Consider the following 16,001-nt stretch of genomic DNA (forward strand, 5'->3'; position numbering starts at 1 on the left):
TGCGATGGTGACATTCACACGGCCCGACGATCGTCTGGTCGTGAAGTGCTTTCGCCCAAGGGACCGTACTGGAAAGCAAGCCTGCTAGCCAAAGGCAGATCCGGCATAAAGATGACCTGCTCACGTAGGCCAGATATTTTAAATCAGGTATCCTTTTTTAGGTAACGAGATGAAAATACGAGTTTCTCTCATTGCGTTTTGTTCCAGCATGGCAATGATGTGTTCAGATGCATCTGCGCAAAGCAGCGTAACGCTCTATGGGCTTATTTCCGGCGGTTTGGCTTTTTCTACGAACCAAGGTGGTCACCATACATATCAGGCTATCAGCGGTACAAACCAGTCTCCGCGTTGGGGGCTGCGGGGAAACGAGAATATCGGTGGCGGCACCAGCGTCATTTTCACACTGGAAAACGGTTTCAACATTTATAACGGGAATGCCTCTTTCAACGCACGTGAATTCGGGCGACAGTCGTACATCGGCGTGACCAACAAGAACTGGGGTACGCTCACGTTCGGACGACAATACGACTCCGTGGAAGATATGCTTGGTCTGAACACTGCATACAACTGGAACGGCACCATCGGCGATAACGACAACACTTACGCGAACTTGCATGTCAACAACTCGGTCAAGTACACGACACAAAACCTCAAAGGATTGCAGGTTACAGCGCAGTACGGTTTTAGTAACTCGACAACCGGCTTCGCTGACAACCGCAGCTTCGGCTTCGGCGCAAGTTACAACGTCGGTAGCCTGAACTGGTCTGTCGCCTACACCGAATTCGATTCGCCCTATAGCGCGAGCAACCCAACCGGTGCAATCGATACCGACTATTCACCCACTTATCTGACCTTCGACCGTAGCGCCCTGCATACACACGCCTATGCTAAGAAGCAACGAATTTTCGGTACAGGCGGGGGCTACAGCGTTGGTCAGTTGAAACTCGGCGCGCTTTATACGGACGTCAACTTTAACTACCTTGATGGTCAGCATCTGAATATCCAGAACTTCAGTCTGAGCGCAAATTACTACGTCCGTCCTTATTTCCTTCTTGGCGCAGCTTACGTTTATACGGCTGGCGCCTACACCGTCACAGGCAAGAAACCGAAGTGGAACGAACTGAACGTCGTCGCGGACTACTACCTTTCCAAGCGAACCGATGTTGCGCTGATGATCTACCTGCAACAATCGGGCGGTGGCGCACTAGCGGACATTCAGGGCTATACCTCGTCGTCCACGAATCGCCAGATGGTGACGACGCTCGGTATGCGACATACTTTCTGAAGAACGGCTGGGCGGTCGCGAGGTACCGTTTGGTCGAGGCCAGAACTGGTGAGCACAATCGAACCATTCCCTTTCAACCCAAGCAGCACAGCGATCTCCTGGGAGCAAGCGATCGAGATCGAGTGGCTTCTCGAGAAAAAAGTTCGCGCCCAGGCGCCATGACGCACTGGCGCGAACACGATGCCGCCACCCACCATGTTGCGGGCTAAGCCGCCCCACATCTTTGTGCTCTGCATGATCGAGCTTTGTGATACCGGATAGTTGAGCAGATCCGCTATCTCGGGTTCAGTCCGGATGGGCCTTGCGTCCTATTGCGAGTTCGATCGAGTCGAGCAGCAATTCTTCCTCGAAGGGCTTTCGCAGAAAGCCCACCGCGCCGTGCTGCATGGCCCGTTCGACGGTACCCTCGTCTCCGTGTGCGGACATGAACACCACGGGTATATCCTTGTGTCCCGCGTTTAACTGACGTTGTACTTCCAGGCCTTGCATGCCTTGCATTCTCACGTCGAGCAGCACGCACAGCGCCTCGTCGACCACCGGGGACGCCAGAAATTCCTCTCCCGACGAAAACGTCACAATCGCATAACCCACGGCCTTCAACAGGTTTCCGACGCCACTTCGTACCGAGGCGTCATCGTCGACGATGCAAACAAAGCTCATAGCTGCCAATACTCCAATTGCGCCGACGTAGTAACAGAGAGAAATATCCGGCGCGATATTTACCGCATCAGAAAGCTCATCGCGTGCGACGTATCACTTCCCACATCTGGGCAAGGTCGATGAGCGTCTTCGCCTGCATCTTGCTCATCACCCGCCGTTTGTGAACCTTGACCGTGACCTCCTGCGTGCCGAGTTCATGCGCCATCTGCTTGATCATCCTGCCTTTGACCGCCAATTCGAACACGTCCATCTCGCGGGGCGTAAGCAACGCGGCACGCTGAAGCACGTCTGCGTTGAACGCGCGTTCGGCCAGATTGGCCTCGTCCTGGGCGAGCGCTCGGCGCACCGCCTCGATCAGTTCCTCGTCGTCGATCGGCTTGGTCAGGAACTCATGCGCACCCGCCTTGATCGCACGCACCGACATCGGAATGGAGCCGTAGCCGGTCAGGAAAATAACGGGCACTTCGATGCCCTTTTGCGCAAGCTGGCTTTGTACGTCGAAGCCACTCGTCGTTTTCAGGTTCATATCGAGCAGGATGCACATCGGCACACTCGGCCACTTCTGGGACAACACTTCCGCAGGCGACGCAAAACTCCTGGCGTCGAAACCCGCCGATCGCAACAGCCGGACCAGCGAATCGCGCACTGTTTCCTCGTCGTCAATCACATACACCAACGGCTCGAGTTCCGAAGGGACAGGCATGCCAGGTTCCAGAATAAATTGGGTTTTTGAGTGCCGTCATGGTACCTGAGACCCTCCGCCGGAAGCTCCTGTCCAGTCCCTGCGGACCACACCATGTTCATCGCGATGCGACGGCTTCCATCGCGAGGCCGGCACCAGACGCCGGTGCGCCGAAAACGCGTCCATAAGGTTGCTCGTAAGCGGGCGCGTGACAGGTCGCTTTTCGCGTCAGCACCTGGTCTGCTTCATCCGATTCGTACAGCTTGCGCAGCGCATATTCCCTGGTCGTCTCCAGCAGGAAGTATTCCTTTGTTTTGCTATCGAAGGTTGTCATCAGAAAACACTTCGAAGCTAGACCAACGATCGCATCGGTCACATCGTTGCGCGTCAGGCGACCGCACGCGGCCACTGCGCAAGCCGCTTCGACCGAAAATCGGGCAGGAAACACGCTGAGCCGATGCAGCACCGTGCGTTCCGTGGCGCTTAAAAGCTGGTAGCTCCAGTCGAGCGCACCCTCGAGAGTCTGCTGCCTCGGTGGCGCCGTGCGGCGGCCACCGGTCAGGAACTGGAAGCGATTGTCGAGTTCGGCGAGCAGCTTGCGAATTCCGAACACAGCCACACGGGACGCCGCGAGTTCGAGAGCGAGCGGCACGCCGTCCAGCCGACGACAGATCGTCGCCACCATTTCGATGCTGCCGAGGTCATTCTCGACCGAAGTGTTGAGTGCCGTCATCTGTGCAAGGAACATCCGTACTGCGCTGCAGTCGAGTATGGTTTGCCTGCTTGCACCCACATCGGGGGTTTCGAGCGGCGCGACCCAATAAAACTTTTCATCGCGGGTACGTAGCGGCTCGCGACTCGTTGCCAGAATCCTCAGATCCGCGCTGGCTTGCACGAGCAGTTCACAAATGGTGGCCGCCGATTCGATGACATGTTCGCAGTTGTCCAGCAACACCAGCAACTTGCGCTCGCGGGTCGCATCGACCAGTGCCTGCAGCGGCACATCAGCACCGGCAGGACCCACGCCCAGTGCTTCCGCGACCTTATTGATCACGCTCTGCACGCCACTTACCGATGCCAGGGTGATAAAGCACACTTCCCACTCCGACGCAGCCTCAATCGATCTCGCCACTGCGATCGCGAGTTGCGTCTTGCCGATGCCACCCGATCCGAGCAAGGTGACGATCGGCGTACCTTTTAGCGCGCAGGTGACATCGGCAATTGCCGCTTCACGGCCGATCAACGGCGTGTGGCAAACCGGCAAACCGCTTGGCCGCACAGAACTTGCATGAGAAGCAGCCACTGCGCCACGCAAATGGGGCAACTCGGCTGCATCGGTCGGAATCGTCAGGCGGTAGCCGCGGCCGGAGATCGTGCGAATGACCTGACTCCCGGCGCCGAATATCTTCCTCAGCGCGGATAGCTGCACGTGGATATTATTTTCCTCCACCACCGAATTCGGCCAGACGTGCTGAAGAATCTCGTCTTTCGTGACCGTCTTTCCCTCCGCGCGGATCAGCAGTTCGAGAATATCGAACGCGCGCGAGCCGACCTGAAGCAGCCGACCCTCCTGGTACACTTCGCGCATTTCCAGCGACACTACGACTCGACCGATCTTGATCATGCTGCTCTCACGCCTGGTTGATTAGCGGGACGGGCACGTTCCGGCGATGGACCCATTGCACTGACGTCGCCTATGCGTGGCTTGCGTCGTTAGAACCATACTAATGGGGAATGTCATCCGAAACTATTATCCATAGGGATACGATGGGCGGCCCCGCGATCATCACGCAGCAGCGCCAACACCAGGCCTCGCCCCGTTGATGATGGTTTCCGGCGAGTTCGAAGCGACCCATGGATACGCCGACATCACACCAAAGTATAAGTAGCTCATGCACCCGACTGAATAACTGCCCGGCCGGTTTCGGGGCCCTTAGCGCAGACTCGCACCAAGTGCGTCTGCTGCGTGCAAATCGGCAAACCGTCGTGCGGCCGTGAAAGATCCCGACTGGCCGGATCACGATACTGGGTTCATCAATGCCTTCCCCCTGATTGAACTGCGCCGCCCGTCGCGGGCGGCACCCGGAGAATCTGCCATGCGCGCCGTGAAAGCCACCTGGTTTCGTCCCGCTTACGGCTACGCCGCCGCAACTGTTTGTGTCGCACTGGCAGCGTGGGGTGCCGTCAGTCCGCCGCCCACGCTCGGCATCATGCGCGCGCTCAACCAGACAGACCGTGACACGCAGCTGCCGCTTGAACGGTTTGCGATCGAGGCCGCCCATGTCGCCGCCTCATCCTCTATAGCACCGCGGCCGCAGCGGAAGAAGCCGCGCCAGACGGCAGAGCGATCGCAGCCCGATCGACGCGTCAGTTCGCATCGGCGCGGCCGGACCTTCAATGCTGACACCTTGCAAAGGGAAAGCGGCGCGCACGGCTATTACCAGAAGATCCACGACTGGAAGAACTGGACGTAATACGTCCTTTTATTACTCGGCCAGTTTTAAACGAAAACGTCGGAGGTATCCCATGGTCACCCCATCGCAGCAACCCGGCACGCTCACGCAAGTCAGGACGGCGATCAGATCCACGCCGACCCCGGCTATCGCGGACCCAAAAATCTGGCGCTGGTACGCGGATCTGATCGACGGCCGGCGGCTCGTCTGCGAACACGACGGCGCACGCTGGATCGTTGCTGTTGACGGCCGGCGCCTTGCCGACGAATGCACGTTCGAGGTCGCCGTGCATGCCGCTTATCTGTTGGCGCGCGCGCTGCTGGCGCTGGATAGGGCACGAGCGGCATGAATCGCTCGCAATGAAAATTGAGCAGACAAGATGCCCGCTGAACCACGACTATCGCCGATACAACGCCAAGTGGCGCTGCGCCAGCGACGCCTTCGGCTCATTCCTCGTCGGGATAGACACTCGACGACACGAGGCATACAAATGCAGTTGCTTTCAACACGCATTCCACTGAAGACAGCACGAATCCGAGCGGAAACATCCGATACTCGACGGGCAATCCGAAAGCCAGAGCCATCATGCCGATCGCGCAAAGGAACCCGCAAGCGATCCGCGCCACGCGGCTGCCGGCAAGCACGAAGCCTATCAGCCCGACCCACAAAACCTTTGCCGTGACGCAGGCCACCAGGTCCCGCGTGGACATGCTGACCCAGATTTCGAACGGCAATTCGAACACCGACCAGACTGCGGTTGCAATCACAACCCGGCGCGTCCAGCGACCGAACCCAGCCGGCGCGGGCGATCCAGTTAACCTTTGTGCCGGCATATCAAGCAGCGTCTCGTGAATGCGCACATCCGCTGCGTCGGCGGGCTCGGTGGCAGACATGAAGCCCGGATTGCGGTCCATGTCGCGGTGTGATTCGTCCAGGTATCGCATGGTCAAGCTCCGGTGGTGCTCAGCGAGTGGCGTCTGGTGAGAGGCGAGAAATGCGGCTGCGCCGCGTCGCCCTCACGAGGCATCGCCGGGTGGAAGCCATTATTGGCCACCGTGATGCGCCAATCTTTTCAGAACGCCTTCGAGTTTTAATAAATGCACTGCGCTACAGATTCGCCGTCACGCTGCGCCGGCGCGCGCCGCATCGAACGTGCGAATCTGAAACGGACGGGCATTTGAACAAATGCCACTCGCGACGCCGCGTCATCATTGGACCGTATGTTCGTCAACGAGACACCAGGATACGGTCATGGCCAAAGGAAAAAAGATACGCATCTACAGCGAGCCGGCCGGCGGCTGGGGTGCGCTGAAGGCGACGGGTGAGGCGCTCGCGCTGCAAGGGGCGGCGGTATCGGGCGCCAAGACGTTGCTACGCATGAACCAGCCTGAAGGCTTCGACTGTCCCGGCTGTGCATGGCCGGATGCGAAGCACACGTCCTCATTCGAGTTCTGCGAGAACGGCGCCAAAGCCGTGGCCTGGGAGGCAACCGCCTTTCGCTGTACGCCTGATTTCTTTGCCGCACACACCGTCTCGGAACTGACCGCCTGGGACGACTACGACCTTGAAATGGCGGGACGGCTGACTCACCCGATGGCATACGACAAAGCCACCGACCGTTACCTGTCGATCGACTGGGACGACGCTTTCGCTCTTGTTGCGAAGCATCTCAAGGGCCTCGACAGTCCCGATCAGGCGGACTTCTATACTTCGGGACGTGCCTCCAACGAAGCCGCATTTCTGTACCAGATCTTCGTGCGCGAGTTCGGCTCGAACAACTTCCCCGATTGCTCGAACATGTGCCACGAGGCGACGAGCGTCGGCCTGCCCGAATCGATCGGTGTGGGCAAAGGCACGGTGCTGCTCGACGATTTCGAGGAAGCCGACGCCATTTTCATCTTCGGCCAAAATCCGGGTACTAACAGCCCACGAATGATGAGTGATCTGCACAGCGCGTCGCGGCGCGGCGCGCAAATCGTGTCGTTCAACCCGTTTCGCGAACGCGCGCTGGAACGCTTCGCTTCGCCGCAGAACCCGGTGGAAATGGCGACGCTGGGCTTCACGCAGATCAGCTCGTTCTTCTATCAGCTTCGTGTAGGCGGCGACGTCGCGGTGCTCAAGGGCATGATGAAAGCGGTGATCGAAGCCGACGATGCCGCCCTCGCCAACGACGAACCGCGCGTGCTCGACACCGAGTTCATCGAAGGACATACGCACGGTCTCGACGATCTGCTCGCCGACCTGCGCGCCACCACGTGGGATGCGATCGTGCTGCACAGCGGCCTGTCGCGCGAGGATATTCAGAACGCGGCCAACATCTACATGAACGCGAAGAACGTGATCCTCGTGTACGGCATGGGGCTCACACAGCATCACCGCGGCACCGGGACGGTTCAGCAAGTGGCCAATCTGGCGCTGCTGCGCGGCAATATCGGCCGGCCCGGCGCAGGTGTCTGTCCCGTGCGTGGACATTCCAACGTGCAAGGCAACCGCACCGTCGGCATCACCGAGAAGCCATCTACAGCATTGATCGACGGGATTGAACGGGCTTTCGGGTTCCGCCCGCCCGCAGCGCATGGTCATGACGTGATCGCCGCAATCGATTCGATGATGCGCGGCGATGCCAAGGTGTTTGTCGCGCTGGGTGGCAATTTCGCCGCCGCCGTGCCGGACTGGGTCCGCGTACAGGCCGCGATGCGCAAATTGAACCTGACGGTGCACATTGCCACCAAACTCAATCGCAGTCATCTCGTGCACGGCAAGGAAGCGTTGATCTTGCCGTGCCTCGGCCGCACCGAAGTCGATATTCAGGCCGACGGGCCACAGTCGATTACCGTCGAAGATTCGATGTCGATGGTGCATGCGTCGGGTGGTCGCAACAAACCCGCATCGCCGCATCTGAAGAGCGAACCGGCGATCGTCGCGGGGATTGCGCGCGCAACGTTGGGGCCGGACTCGCATGTCGAATGGGAACATCTCGTCGCGAGCTACGACCGTATTCGCGACAAGATCGAAATTGTCTATCCGATTTTCCAGGCCTACAACGAACGCATTCGCGTGCCAGGAGGATTTCATCTGGCCTCGAGCGCACGCGAACGTGTGTGGGCCACGTCCACCGGCCGCGCCAATTTCCTCGTTTTCGATGGACTCGACGAAGATCCGGTCCAGAGCGATCCCGACGCGCTTTGGCTTACCACCATGCGCAGTCACGATCAGTACAACACGACCCTCTACTCCCATTCGGATCGGTACCGCGGCGTGTTTGGCCAGCGCGACGTGATCTTCCTGAATCGGCGTGAATTACAGAAGCGCAATCTGGAAGCCGGCGCGCGTGTTGATGTGCACGCGCTGTCCACCGATGGGATAGAGCGCGTGATCCGAAGCTTCATGGTGATCGAATACGTGCTGCCCGACGGTTGCTGCGGCGCTTACTACCCGGAAGCGAATCCGCTCGTGCCGCTCTATGCATTCGACCAGAAAAGCCGCACACCGTCGTACAAATCCGTTCCGGTGAAGATCGTGCCCGCAGCATCGGGCGGCGCCCCCTCTACCCATCAGGCGACCGTGCCCGGCGCCGCGGGAGTTCATCATGCATCTCGGTGACGTCCTCGATCTGTCACGCGCGCAGTTCGCAATGACGGCCATTTTTCATATTCTGTGGCCGATCCTCACCATCAGCCTGTCGGCGTTTCTGGTTCTGATTGAAGTGCTATGGCTGCGCACCGGCAATGTCGGCTATTACCACCACGCGCGCTTCTGGAGCAAGCTGCTGGTCCTGAACTTCGCAGTGGGCGTGGTCAGCGGCATTCCAATGGAGTTCCAGTTCGGCACCAACTGGGCCGGCTTCTCGCGTTATAGCGGACAATTCTTCGGCAATATCCTCGGCTTCGAGGGCGCCATGGCCTTCATGCTCGAAGCGGGTTTTATCGGCGTGATGCTGCTCGGCTGGGACCGCGTGCCGCGCGGCGTGCATCTGTTCGCCACCTCGATGGTCGCGCTGGGTTCCAGCATCTCCGCTTTCTGGATCATGGTCGCTAACTCCTGGATGCAAACACCCGCGGGCGTCACGGTCGAAAACGGCAGGATCGTCGTAACCGACTATGCCGCTGCGATCTTCAATCCGGACATGGTCTGGGGCGTCACGCATATGTGGGTCGCCGCGATCGAAACCGGCATGTTCGTGATCGCCGGCATTTCCGCATGGAATCTGTTCAAGCGACGCAATCCGGAATTCTTCGCCCGCTCTTTCAGAATTGCCCTGCTGGTGCTCGTCTTCGTCGCGCCGATCCAGATCTGGCTCGGTGATTCGAGCGGTGGCAGCGTATTCGCAACGCAGCCCGCCAAAGGGGCCGCAATCGAAGGACACTGGACCACCAACAAGCCCGGAACTGCCGCGTCGTGGTCGCTACTCGCATGGCCGAACCAGAAAGAGCAACGCAACGACTGGTCGCTCGACGTACCCGGCATGCTGAGCATTCTCGCCACGCATACGGTCCACGGCGAAGTGAAAGGCCTCAAGGACTTCGCGCCCGCCGACCAGCCGCCCGCGCTGCCCTTACTCTATTACGCGTTCCGCGTGATGGCGGGCATCGGCTTCGCGTTCATGGTACTGGCGTTCTGGACCGCATATGTGTTGCGCAAAATACGCGGCAGTCTCGAACGCCTGCTCGAGCAACGAAAATTGCTTCTCGCATGGGTGCTATGCATTCCGCTGCCCTACGTGGCGGTCGAAGCAGGCTGGATAGTCCGCGAAGTTGGACGCCAGCCGTGGGTCGTTTATGGACTGTTGCGCACGAAGGATGCCGTATCGACGGTAGCCGCTTCATCGGTGACGCTGAGCATGGCGATGTTTTGCGCGTTCTATGTCGTGTTGCTCGCTACGTTTTTCGTCCTGGCGCGTAACTGGTTGCGCTGCGGGCCTGACCTCGCTCTTAACCCGCCTGCGGCGGTGAAAGCCAAGGCGGCCGAAACCGTCACCGAATACTAAATTATTCCCGTTGCGAGGCAGTCTCATGAACAGTTCCACACACACGATGCTGGCCGTCACCTGGTTTGGTCTCATTGGCCTGATGCTGGTCTTCTATGTCGTCACCGACGGCTTCGACCTTGGCATCGGCATCTTGAGCCTGCTGCGAAAGCGTCGCGAGGATCACGACGTGATGGTTCAGACGATCGGGCACGTCTGGGATGCCAACGAAACATGGCTCGTCGTGTTGGGTGGCGCCCTGTTCGGCGCTTTCCCGGCTGCCTACGCGATGCTTTTGCAAGACCTGTATTTGCCGGTAATGCTCCTGATTGCGGGGTTGATCATGCGTGGCGCCGCCATCGAATTCCGTCATAGCGTGTCGCACGGTCCCATCTGGGACACGGTGTTCGGTATCGGCAGTCTGGTCGCCGCCATCGCTCAGGGCGTGATACTTGGCAAGGTGATTACGGGCTTGCTTCCGGGCGACCTAAGCGGCGTGTTCGTCGCCGTATCCGCTATTGGTGTCGTTGCCGGCTATTCGCTTCTCGGCTCAACTTACCTGGTGAACAAGACCGTGGGGGCGATCGAACAATGGTCGCGGCGCCTTGCATTGCTGAGCGGCTTTGTCACTGTGGGCGCCGCCGTTGTGCTGACTGCGGCGACCTGGTTCATCAGCGATGTTGGGCGCGATCGGTGGACGCAGCCGGGCGTGTTTCATTTGCTGATTGCGCTCGGCCTCGCCTCTGCTCTTGCGTTCGGCTACATTATGGCGTCGCTCTATCTGGGGAGTTCGAGCGGGCCGTTTCGGGCTTCGGTGGCGTTATTCGCGCTATCGTTTTTGGGCCTGGCAGTGAGTCTTTTTCCAGACTTTGTGCCGGGGAAGTTGGGCATTGTCGAAGCTGCTTCCGATACTTCGACTCTTGTTTTCATGCTGATCGGGATCGGGTTGATCTTCCCCGTGATGATCGGCTATAACTTGTATCAGTATTATATTTTTCGAGGGAAGGTGGTTGGCGCGTCCCAGCCCGGCGAATGATCGCTATTTTCCCTGACTTTTCGCGTACCATGCGGCCCGTCGTTTGTTTGGGCCGTCCCTTCGTCATAGACGTTTGCGAGTTGCGAGCCGGCCTGCTTTCTTCCGGCCGACCGGGTCGTTCGCATCGGCGAGGCGCCATCAGCGCCACCACGACTGATATTGCGGAGATTAAGATTCAGACCGACATGCGAGACGGGCACGGCCAGCCGGATGTGGACGGGAACGCTACGTCGACGGTCCTGTGCATCGGTCCGTCGTGCCGCGCGTCACGCTGCCATCGCAGTTGGGATCGATGCCCTATCAGACATCGATGCCCATGCGGCAAAACTCGGCCAATTCGGATACTCGTGGGAGAGGTGCAGATGGAGTGGCCGCGCGCGCCGTCACGACAACGAGCCAAAGCCCGCGCAATCCACTTTCAAGACAAAACGGCCTGATTGACAACGCACCGCAAAATCATGGCCCCAGCATTAAGCGGAGCAGGCCGGCAAGGCCGGGGCCGATAAATAGCGTCGCTAGCCCGAATAGCTCTTCCGCTCATCGCACATACCCCGGCCACACGCGCGTGGGTCGCGTGCCAGACCTGATCACCATACGAACACCGCGTGGGATCCCGCCACACCACAGTGGCAGTGGACTGCGTGGGCCGATCGATAACATGCACCTGCACTTCGAATCGCTCACCCATCACGGGCAAGTGCGCGTCTCTACGCTCGCCATGCGCCGCAACGGAGGCCACATCGACCGCCCCGGCATCGCCCTCGCCCGACAGAACCGACAACAACCCAAGGGTCTGCAGCCACGGATCGGTAAAACTCGCTTTCGTCAGCATGATTGCACTCCTGTATCAGATAAACCCAAACCCGTCGGAAATAAGGCTCAGCACGGTTCGCTGCGATCCACGCGTCAGATTGCGTTCAGGCACCGTCCTGTCGATACGCCGGCACTGCATTGCCGCTCTGATGACAAGTGCCGTTATTTCCCAAATTGCCTGCCACACCCGACGCATCGAGCGACGGCCATCCGTCGCTCATCACGCCGCTCCCTGTCTGCCGAAGAAATCTTTCGCTGACTTCGAGAAACGCGTGAATCTGATTAACGATCGCCATTCGTCTTCATCCTCCAGCAATGCGGCGTCTCGCCAACCAGACGCTTGAACACCGTCGTAAAGTGGGCCTGCGAACGGAAGCCGCAGCTCAATGCGACGTCGAGCACGTTATGTCTGGACTCGCGCAAAAGATGTTGCGCATGCTCGATCCGGCGACGCAGCAGGTACTCATGCGGACGCATGCCAGTCGCGCGACGAAACTGCGACGCGAAATGCATCCGCGTCAGACCCGTGCTGCCGGCGATATCCGCGAGTCCGATCGATTCGGACAGATGCGCATCGACAAATTCAATCGCTCGGCTAAGACGCCATGACGGCAATGCGCTTGCCTCGCGAGTCCGCTGCTCGGCTACGGTGAAATGCCGGGCAATCACGCGTGACACGATCGCGAGACTCACGCTGTCGGTGAAAACCTTCCCGAGTGCGGCGTCGTCCGACTGCGCGACGGCAAGGGCCTGTCCAAGACGTTCCAGCGCGAGGTCACGCACGAGTCTCGGATCATCGATGCGGATATCGCCCGCATGTGGCCGGCCGAACATGTCTTCGAAGCATTCACAGAGCACCTGCTGCGAGACGAACAGGTGCAGCACATCGGCCGCCGATTCGAATAAGGCACTACATGCAACGCTCGGCGCTGTGATCTGTACCGCGCCCGCTGTCGCTCTGCCACGCACGAGCGTGCGGCCAGCATGGGAGAACGTGAGGGACGTGCACTTGAGATTCATCGCAATGCAGTGATGCGCGGTGCTGCCGGGGTTGACAACCTCCAGTGGCTGCGCCTCGTGGCGAGTCCAGCGCGACACGAGGATGTTGCCGTGCCCGCGTGCCTCGCTATCTTCGTGACAAGGAGAACGCCATTGATGCTCCATGCCAATCCGATTCACCCGAGTCCTCCGGACAACGTCCACTGCGGGTTCGGCATATAACGTCGACGAGCTGATCATGATCTGGTCATCCAGGTAAGTGGTGTATCAGTGCCGTTAAAGAGCGGCGCTGCATTGACTCCAAGGTATCGCACAGCAATGTGTCCAACCAGCCCTACATACGGTTGCCTGAAATGACCAATGGTTGGGTCGTCTCATATGCAGGTTTAGTCGTGCGGCAAAGCTTGCAGGCGACGCTGCGCCACGCCTGGCGGGAGTGAGCGCGGGCGCGGATCGAAATGAATGGAGAACTGCGGCGTTGCGTTGACAGAAACGGTGAATGACCTATACCTGCGTATGGGTCCGATAGCGCTCCAGGCTGTGCAGGCAGAGATCGGGTAACGACTTCACACAGCTTCGAGCACGTCTAGGCTCGTGAATTACGCACTGGTGTTGTCGTGCCTTGCGGCGCCTTGATGCCGAGGGCTTCCGCTTTCAGCACAAAATCCGCAAGCGAGCGAGCGCACATTTTGCGCATCGCCTGGCCGCGGTGAATCTTGACCGTGATTTCGCTCAGGCTCAATTCGCCTGCAATTTGCTTGTTCATGAGACCGGCGGCCACAAAAGCCATGACCTCACGTTCGCGCGCCGTCAACGACTCATAGCAACGTCGCAGATCCGCCACCGAGCGGCTGATGGCAAGCCGCTCCTCATCGCTCGCCAGTGCGTGCGCGACGGCGTCCAGCATGTCCTGATCCCGGAACGGTTTGGCGAGAAAGTCTTTCGCGCCTGCCTTCATCGCCTTGACCGTCATGGCAATGTCACCATGCGCGGTCATGAAGACAATTGGCAAACCCAATTGACTCGTGGACATCTGCTCCTGCACAGCGAGCCCGCTTTGTCCCTTGAGGCGTACATCGAGGATCAGGCAGCTCGGCACGTCGGGCATGTCGAACGCGAGGAACTCCTGCGCGGAGCCGAACGTTTCGACACTCAGGCCGACCGAGCGCAGCAGGTTGCTGACGGCATCGCGCATCGACTCGTCGTCGTCCACGACATACACCATCGCGGTGCTCGCCTTGTTGGCAGCATCGGCGTTTGCCTCGCTATGCGAACTACTGCTCATGAAAACTCCCTTCATCAGTGGGCAGGACGAACTGAAGCAAAGCGCCACCCGTGGCCGGCGACTCTGCCCAGATACGGCCGCCGTGCGCTTCGACGATCGAGCGGCAGATCGACAGGCCCATACCCATGCCGTCGACCTTGGTGGTAAAGAACGTATCGAACAGACGTCCTGCATCTTCGTCGTTGATGCCCGTTCCCGAATCCTGCACGATCAACTGCGCCTGCCCATCGTCTGAATGGCGTGTGGCCATCCGCAGCCGGCGCGGTCCCGCGATCTCCGCCATAGCCTGCATGGCGTTCATGATCAGGTTGATCAGGACCTGCTGCAGCTGCACCCGATCGCAGCACACCTTCAGCGAAGGCACCGCGAGATCGAGTCGCAATTCGATGCGATGACGCTCGAGTTCGCGCCGTACCAGTTCGATCGACTCACTGACGATGCCGTTCAGATCCACGGTCGCAGCCAGACGTTCGCGCTTTCTCGCCATCGTACGGATCCGCTGGATGACCTCGTCAGCGCGTTTGGCGTCACGAATCATCTGCGCGACCGACTGTACCGCTTCGTCGATATCCGGCGTTGGGCGATTCAGCCAACGCAACGCCGCACCCCCGCGCGTGACGATTGCCGCAATCGGCTGCGTCACCTCGTGCGCGATCGAAGCAGCGAGTTCCCCTAGCATGGTGATCCGCGTCACGTGGGCGAGTTCGTCGTTGGAACGCGCAAGCGCTTCCTGGGCGCGCCTGGTTTCGGTAATGTCCATCAGCGCGCCGACATACTCGGTGTGACCTTCATCCGTATTCGCGAGATGAGCAACGAAGTGCACGTACTTGGTCCGGCCGTCGGGCATGCAGAGCCGATGCTGGAGGTCGACTAGCGGATCGCCGCCAGCAGCCTGTTCGAATACGCCACGCACGAGCGCAAGGTCGTCGGGATGCGTGCGCGCAAAAATTGCCTCGGGCGACGGCACGGTGTCGCGCGCGTAGTCGAAAATGCGGTAGGCCTCGTCGGACCACCACATCTCGCCGTCCGGAAAACGCACCGCGATGCTGCCAGTGCCGCTCAACCGCTGTGCGTCGCGCAGAAATGCTTCGCTGCGTTCGAGAGCCACCTCCGCGTGCTTGCGGCCGGTGATGTCATTGTTGGTCGCAAGCACGGCGCGCGGATTGCCCTTCGCATCGCGCCATAACGCGGCACGACTGGATATCACCACAACGCTGCCGTCACGCCGCACGCGCCGTAACTCGCCACGCCAACGGTCCGAGCTGAGCAGTTCGGCACGGACCTGTTCGTACGGAACCGGAAAGGATGTCTGCGTCATTTCCTGCAGCGATTGCCCGAGCGCCTGTTGCGCGCTCCAGCCGTACAGGACCTCGGCGCCACGATTCCAGAAGGTGATGCGATCGTTCATGTCATGCACGACGATCGCGTCGTGAGCGAGATTGAGCAATTCCACCTGCTCCTGCAAGGTCGCGGTCGCCGTCAGGTTTCGCAGCACGAGCATCGAAGTCGTGGCGATCGCCAGCAGGCTTACCGAGCAGCGTGCTATTGCGCCGATCGAATAGGTATCTTCGTGCGACATCACGAAGCCAAGCAATGTCAGCACCACGGAGCCCCACGCCGCCGTGACCGTGGTCGAGCGTTTGCCGGTCGAAGCGACCATCAGCACGACCACCACGTAGAAAACGGCCACCGCGATATCGAGTGGCGTCAGCGCGTCGATAGCAAAGACCACGAGCGCGATGAGGGTGGCCATTATCGTCACGACATTGGCGTCGCGCGACACGGTTGGGAAGGCAGGGCGATAGGCTTTCATGACGGCCGT

The 16,001-nt window shown here is 59.6% G+C and carries 14 protein-coding genes; 6 read left to right on the forward strand and 8 right to left on the reverse strand.

Features of this window, described 5'->3' with window-relative positions:
• Nucleotides 1-169 precede the first annotated feature (169 nt).
• Nucleotides 170-1,285 carry a porin gene (locus tag FQ746_RS32515; protein WP_260854246.1) on the forward strand — a complete coding sequence of 372 codons (1,116 nt, stop codon included), beginning with the start codon at nucleotides 170-172 and terminating at the stop codon, nucleotides 1,283-1,285.
• A 285-nt stretch (nucleotides 1,286-1,570) separates the two neighbouring features.
• Here FQ746_RS32515 and FQ746_RS32520 read toward each other — a convergent pair whose 3' ends face one another.
• From FQ746_RS32520 to FQ746_RS32530, 3 genes are all read right to left on the reverse strand, one after another.
• On the reverse strand, nucleotides 1,571-1,945 hold the full coding sequence (locus FQ746_RS32520) for a response regulator transcription factor (RefSeq protein ID WP_144114036.1): 375 nt from the start codon (nucleotides 1,943-1,945) through the stop codon (nucleotides 1,571-1,573).
• Nucleotides 1,946-2,021: 76 nt separating this feature from the next.
• Nucleotides 2,022-2,648 carry a response regulator transcription factor gene (locus tag FQ746_RS32525; protein ID WP_144113896.1) on the reverse strand — a complete coding sequence of 209 codons (627 nt, stop codon included), beginning with the start codon at nucleotides 2,646-2,648 and terminating at the stop codon, nucleotides 2,022-2,024.
• A 97-nt stretch (nucleotides 2,649-2,745) separates the two neighbouring features.
• Nucleotides 2,746-4,251, reverse strand: coding sequence for an ATP-binding protein (locus FQ746_RS32530; protein ID WP_144113897.1), 1,506 nt, complete (start codon nucleotides 4,249-4,251; stop codon nucleotides 2,746-2,748).
• A 370-nt stretch (nucleotides 4,252-4,621) separates the two neighbouring features.
• On the opposite strand from FQ746_RS32530, the gene FQ746_RS32535 reads away from it, so the two are divergent.
• Together FQ746_RS32535 and FQ746_RS32540 are read left to right on the forward strand one after the other, a co-directional pair.
• Nucleotides 4,622-5,101, forward strand: a complete 480-nt coding sequence (locus tag FQ746_RS32535; protein WP_144113898.1) for a hypothetical protein — start codon at nucleotides 4,622-4,624, stop codon at nucleotides 5,099-5,101.
• 52 nt (nucleotides 5,102-5,153) lie between these two features.
• Nucleotides 5,154-5,429: a hypothetical protein gene (locus tag FQ746_RS32540; RefSeq protein ID WP_144113899.1), complete on the forward strand. Its 276-nt coding sequence runs from the start codon at nucleotides 5,154-5,156 to the stop codon at nucleotides 5,427-5,429.
• Between the two features lie 97 nt (nucleotides 5,430-5,526).
• On the opposite strand, the gene FQ746_RS32545 is transcribed toward FQ746_RS32540, so the two are convergent.
• A complete protein-coding gene (locus tag FQ746_RS32545; protein WP_260854247.1) occupies nucleotides 5,527-5,994 on the reverse strand; it encodes a hypothetical protein in 468 nt (155 codons plus the stop codon).
• A gap of 337 nt (nucleotides 5,995-6,331) precedes the next feature.
• Here FQ746_RS32545 and FQ746_RS32550 point away from each other — a divergent pair, with 337 nt between their 5' ends.
• From FQ746_RS32550 to FQ746_RS32560, 3 genes are read left to right on the forward strand one after another with little or no spacing between them, the layout of a single operon-like run.
• Nucleotides 6,332-8,683 (forward strand): FdhF/YdeP family oxidoreductase, encoded by a 2,352-nt coding sequence (locus tag FQ746_RS32550; RefSeq protein ID WP_144113901.1) that lies wholly within the window; start codon nucleotides 6,332-6,334, stop codon nucleotides 8,681-8,683.
• A complete protein-coding gene (locus FQ746_RS32555) occupies nucleotides 8,670-10,067 on the forward strand; it encodes a cytochrome ubiquinol oxidase subunit I (RefSeq protein WP_144113902.1) in 1,398 nt (465 codons plus the stop codon). Before FQ746_RS32550 ends, FQ746_RS32555 begins: the two co-directional genes overlap by 14 nt.
• A 25-nt stretch (nucleotides 10,068-10,092) precedes the next feature.
• On the forward strand, nucleotides 10,093-11,082 hold the full coding sequence (locus FQ746_RS32560) for a cytochrome d ubiquinol oxidase subunit II (RefSeq protein ID WP_144113903.1): 990 nt from the start codon (nucleotides 10,093-10,095) through the stop codon (nucleotides 11,080-11,082).
• Between the two features lie 418 nt (nucleotides 11,083-11,500).
• On the opposite strand, the gene FQ746_RS32565 is transcribed toward FQ746_RS32560, so the two are convergent.
• From FQ746_RS32565 to FQ746_RS32580, 4 genes are all read right to left on the reverse strand, one after another.
• Nucleotides 11,501-11,914 carry a DUF3331 domain-containing protein gene (locus tag FQ746_RS32565; RefSeq protein ID WP_144113904.1) on the reverse strand — a complete coding sequence of 138 codons (414 nt, stop codon included), beginning with the start codon at nucleotides 11,912-11,914 and terminating at the stop codon, nucleotides 11,501-11,503.
• 263 nt (nucleotides 11,915-12,177) lie between these two features.
• Nucleotides 12,178-13,134 (reverse strand): helix-turn-helix domain-containing protein, encoded by a 957-nt coding sequence (locus tag FQ746_RS32570; protein ID WP_144113905.1) that lies wholly within the window; start codon nucleotides 13,132-13,134, stop codon nucleotides 12,178-12,180.
• 346 nt (nucleotides 13,135-13,480) lie between these two features.
• Nucleotides 13,481-14,179, reverse strand: a complete 699-nt coding sequence (locus FQ746_RS32575) for a response regulator transcription factor (protein ID WP_144113906.1) — start codon at nucleotides 14,177-14,179, stop codon at nucleotides 13,481-13,483.
• Complete coding sequence (locus tag FQ746_RS32580) at nucleotides 14,169-15,992, reverse strand: PAS domain S-box protein (RefSeq protein WP_144113907.1); 1,824 nt, start codon at nucleotides 15,990-15,992, stop codon at nucleotides 14,169-14,171. The genes FQ746_RS32575 and FQ746_RS32580 overlap by 11 nt, the downstream gene beginning before the upstream one ends.
• Nucleotides 15,993-16,001 lie beyond the last annotated feature (9 nt).

It is taken from the genome of Paraburkholderia sp. BCC1886 (assembly GCF_900996245.1).
Taxonomy (GTDB): Bacteria; Pseudomonadota; Gammaproteobacteria; order Burkholderiales; family Burkholderiaceae; genus Paraburkholderia.

Excerpts from the sequence above, each read along its gene's own strand:
- FQ746_RS32565 (WP_144113904.1), bottom strand. The coding sequence starts at position 11,914 with ATGCTGACGAAAGCGAGTTTTACCGATCCGTGGCTGCAGACCCTTGGG.
- FQ746_RS32560 (WP_144113903.1), top strand. The coding sequence starts at position 10,093 with ATGAACAGTTCCACACACACGATGCTGGCCGTCACCTGGTTTGGTCTC.
- FQ746_RS32540 (WP_144113899.1), top strand. The coding sequence starts at position 5,154 with ATGGTCACCCCATCGCAGCAACCCGGCACGCTCACGCAAGTCAGGACG.
- FQ746_RS32555 (WP_144113902.1), top strand. The coding sequence starts at position 8,670 with ATGCATCTCGGTGACGTCCTCGATCTGTCACGCGCGCAGTTCGCAATG.
- FQ746_RS32570 (WP_144113905.1), bottom strand. The coding sequence starts at position 13,134 with ATGATCAGCTCGTCGACGTTATATGCCGAACCCGCAGTGGACGTTGTC.
- FQ746_RS32530 (WP_144113897.1), bottom strand. The coding sequence starts at position 4,251 with ATGATCAAGATCGGTCGAGTCGTAGTGTCGCTGGAAATGCGCGAAGTG.
- FQ746_RS32515 (WP_260854246.1), top strand. The coding sequence starts at position 170 with ATGAAAATACGAGTTTCTCTCATTGCGTTTTGTTCCAGCATGGCAATG.
- FQ746_RS32545 (WP_260854247.1), bottom strand. The coding sequence starts at position 5,994 with ATGGACCGCAATCCGGGCTTCATGTCTGCCACCGAGCCCGCCGACGCA.
- FQ746_RS32580 (WP_144113907.1), bottom strand. The coding sequence starts at position 15,992 with ATGAAAGCCTATCGCCCTGCCTTCCCAACCGTGTCGCGCGACGCCAAT.
- FQ746_RS32520 (WP_144114036.1), bottom strand. The coding sequence starts at position 1,945 with ATGAGCTTTGTTTGCATCGTCGACGATGACGCCTCGGTACGAAGTGGC.
- FQ746_RS32550 (WP_144113901.1), top strand. The coding sequence starts at position 6,332 with ATGGCCAAAGGAAAAAAGATACGCATCTACAGCGAGCCGGCCGGCGGC.
- FQ746_RS32575 (WP_144113906.1), bottom strand. The coding sequence starts at position 14,179 with ATGAGCAGTAGTTCGCATAGCGAGGCAAACGCCGATGCTGCCAACAAG.
- FQ746_RS32525 (WP_144113896.1), bottom strand. The coding sequence starts at position 2,648 with ATGCCTGTCCCTTCGGAACTCGAGCCGTTGGTGTATGTGATTGACGAC.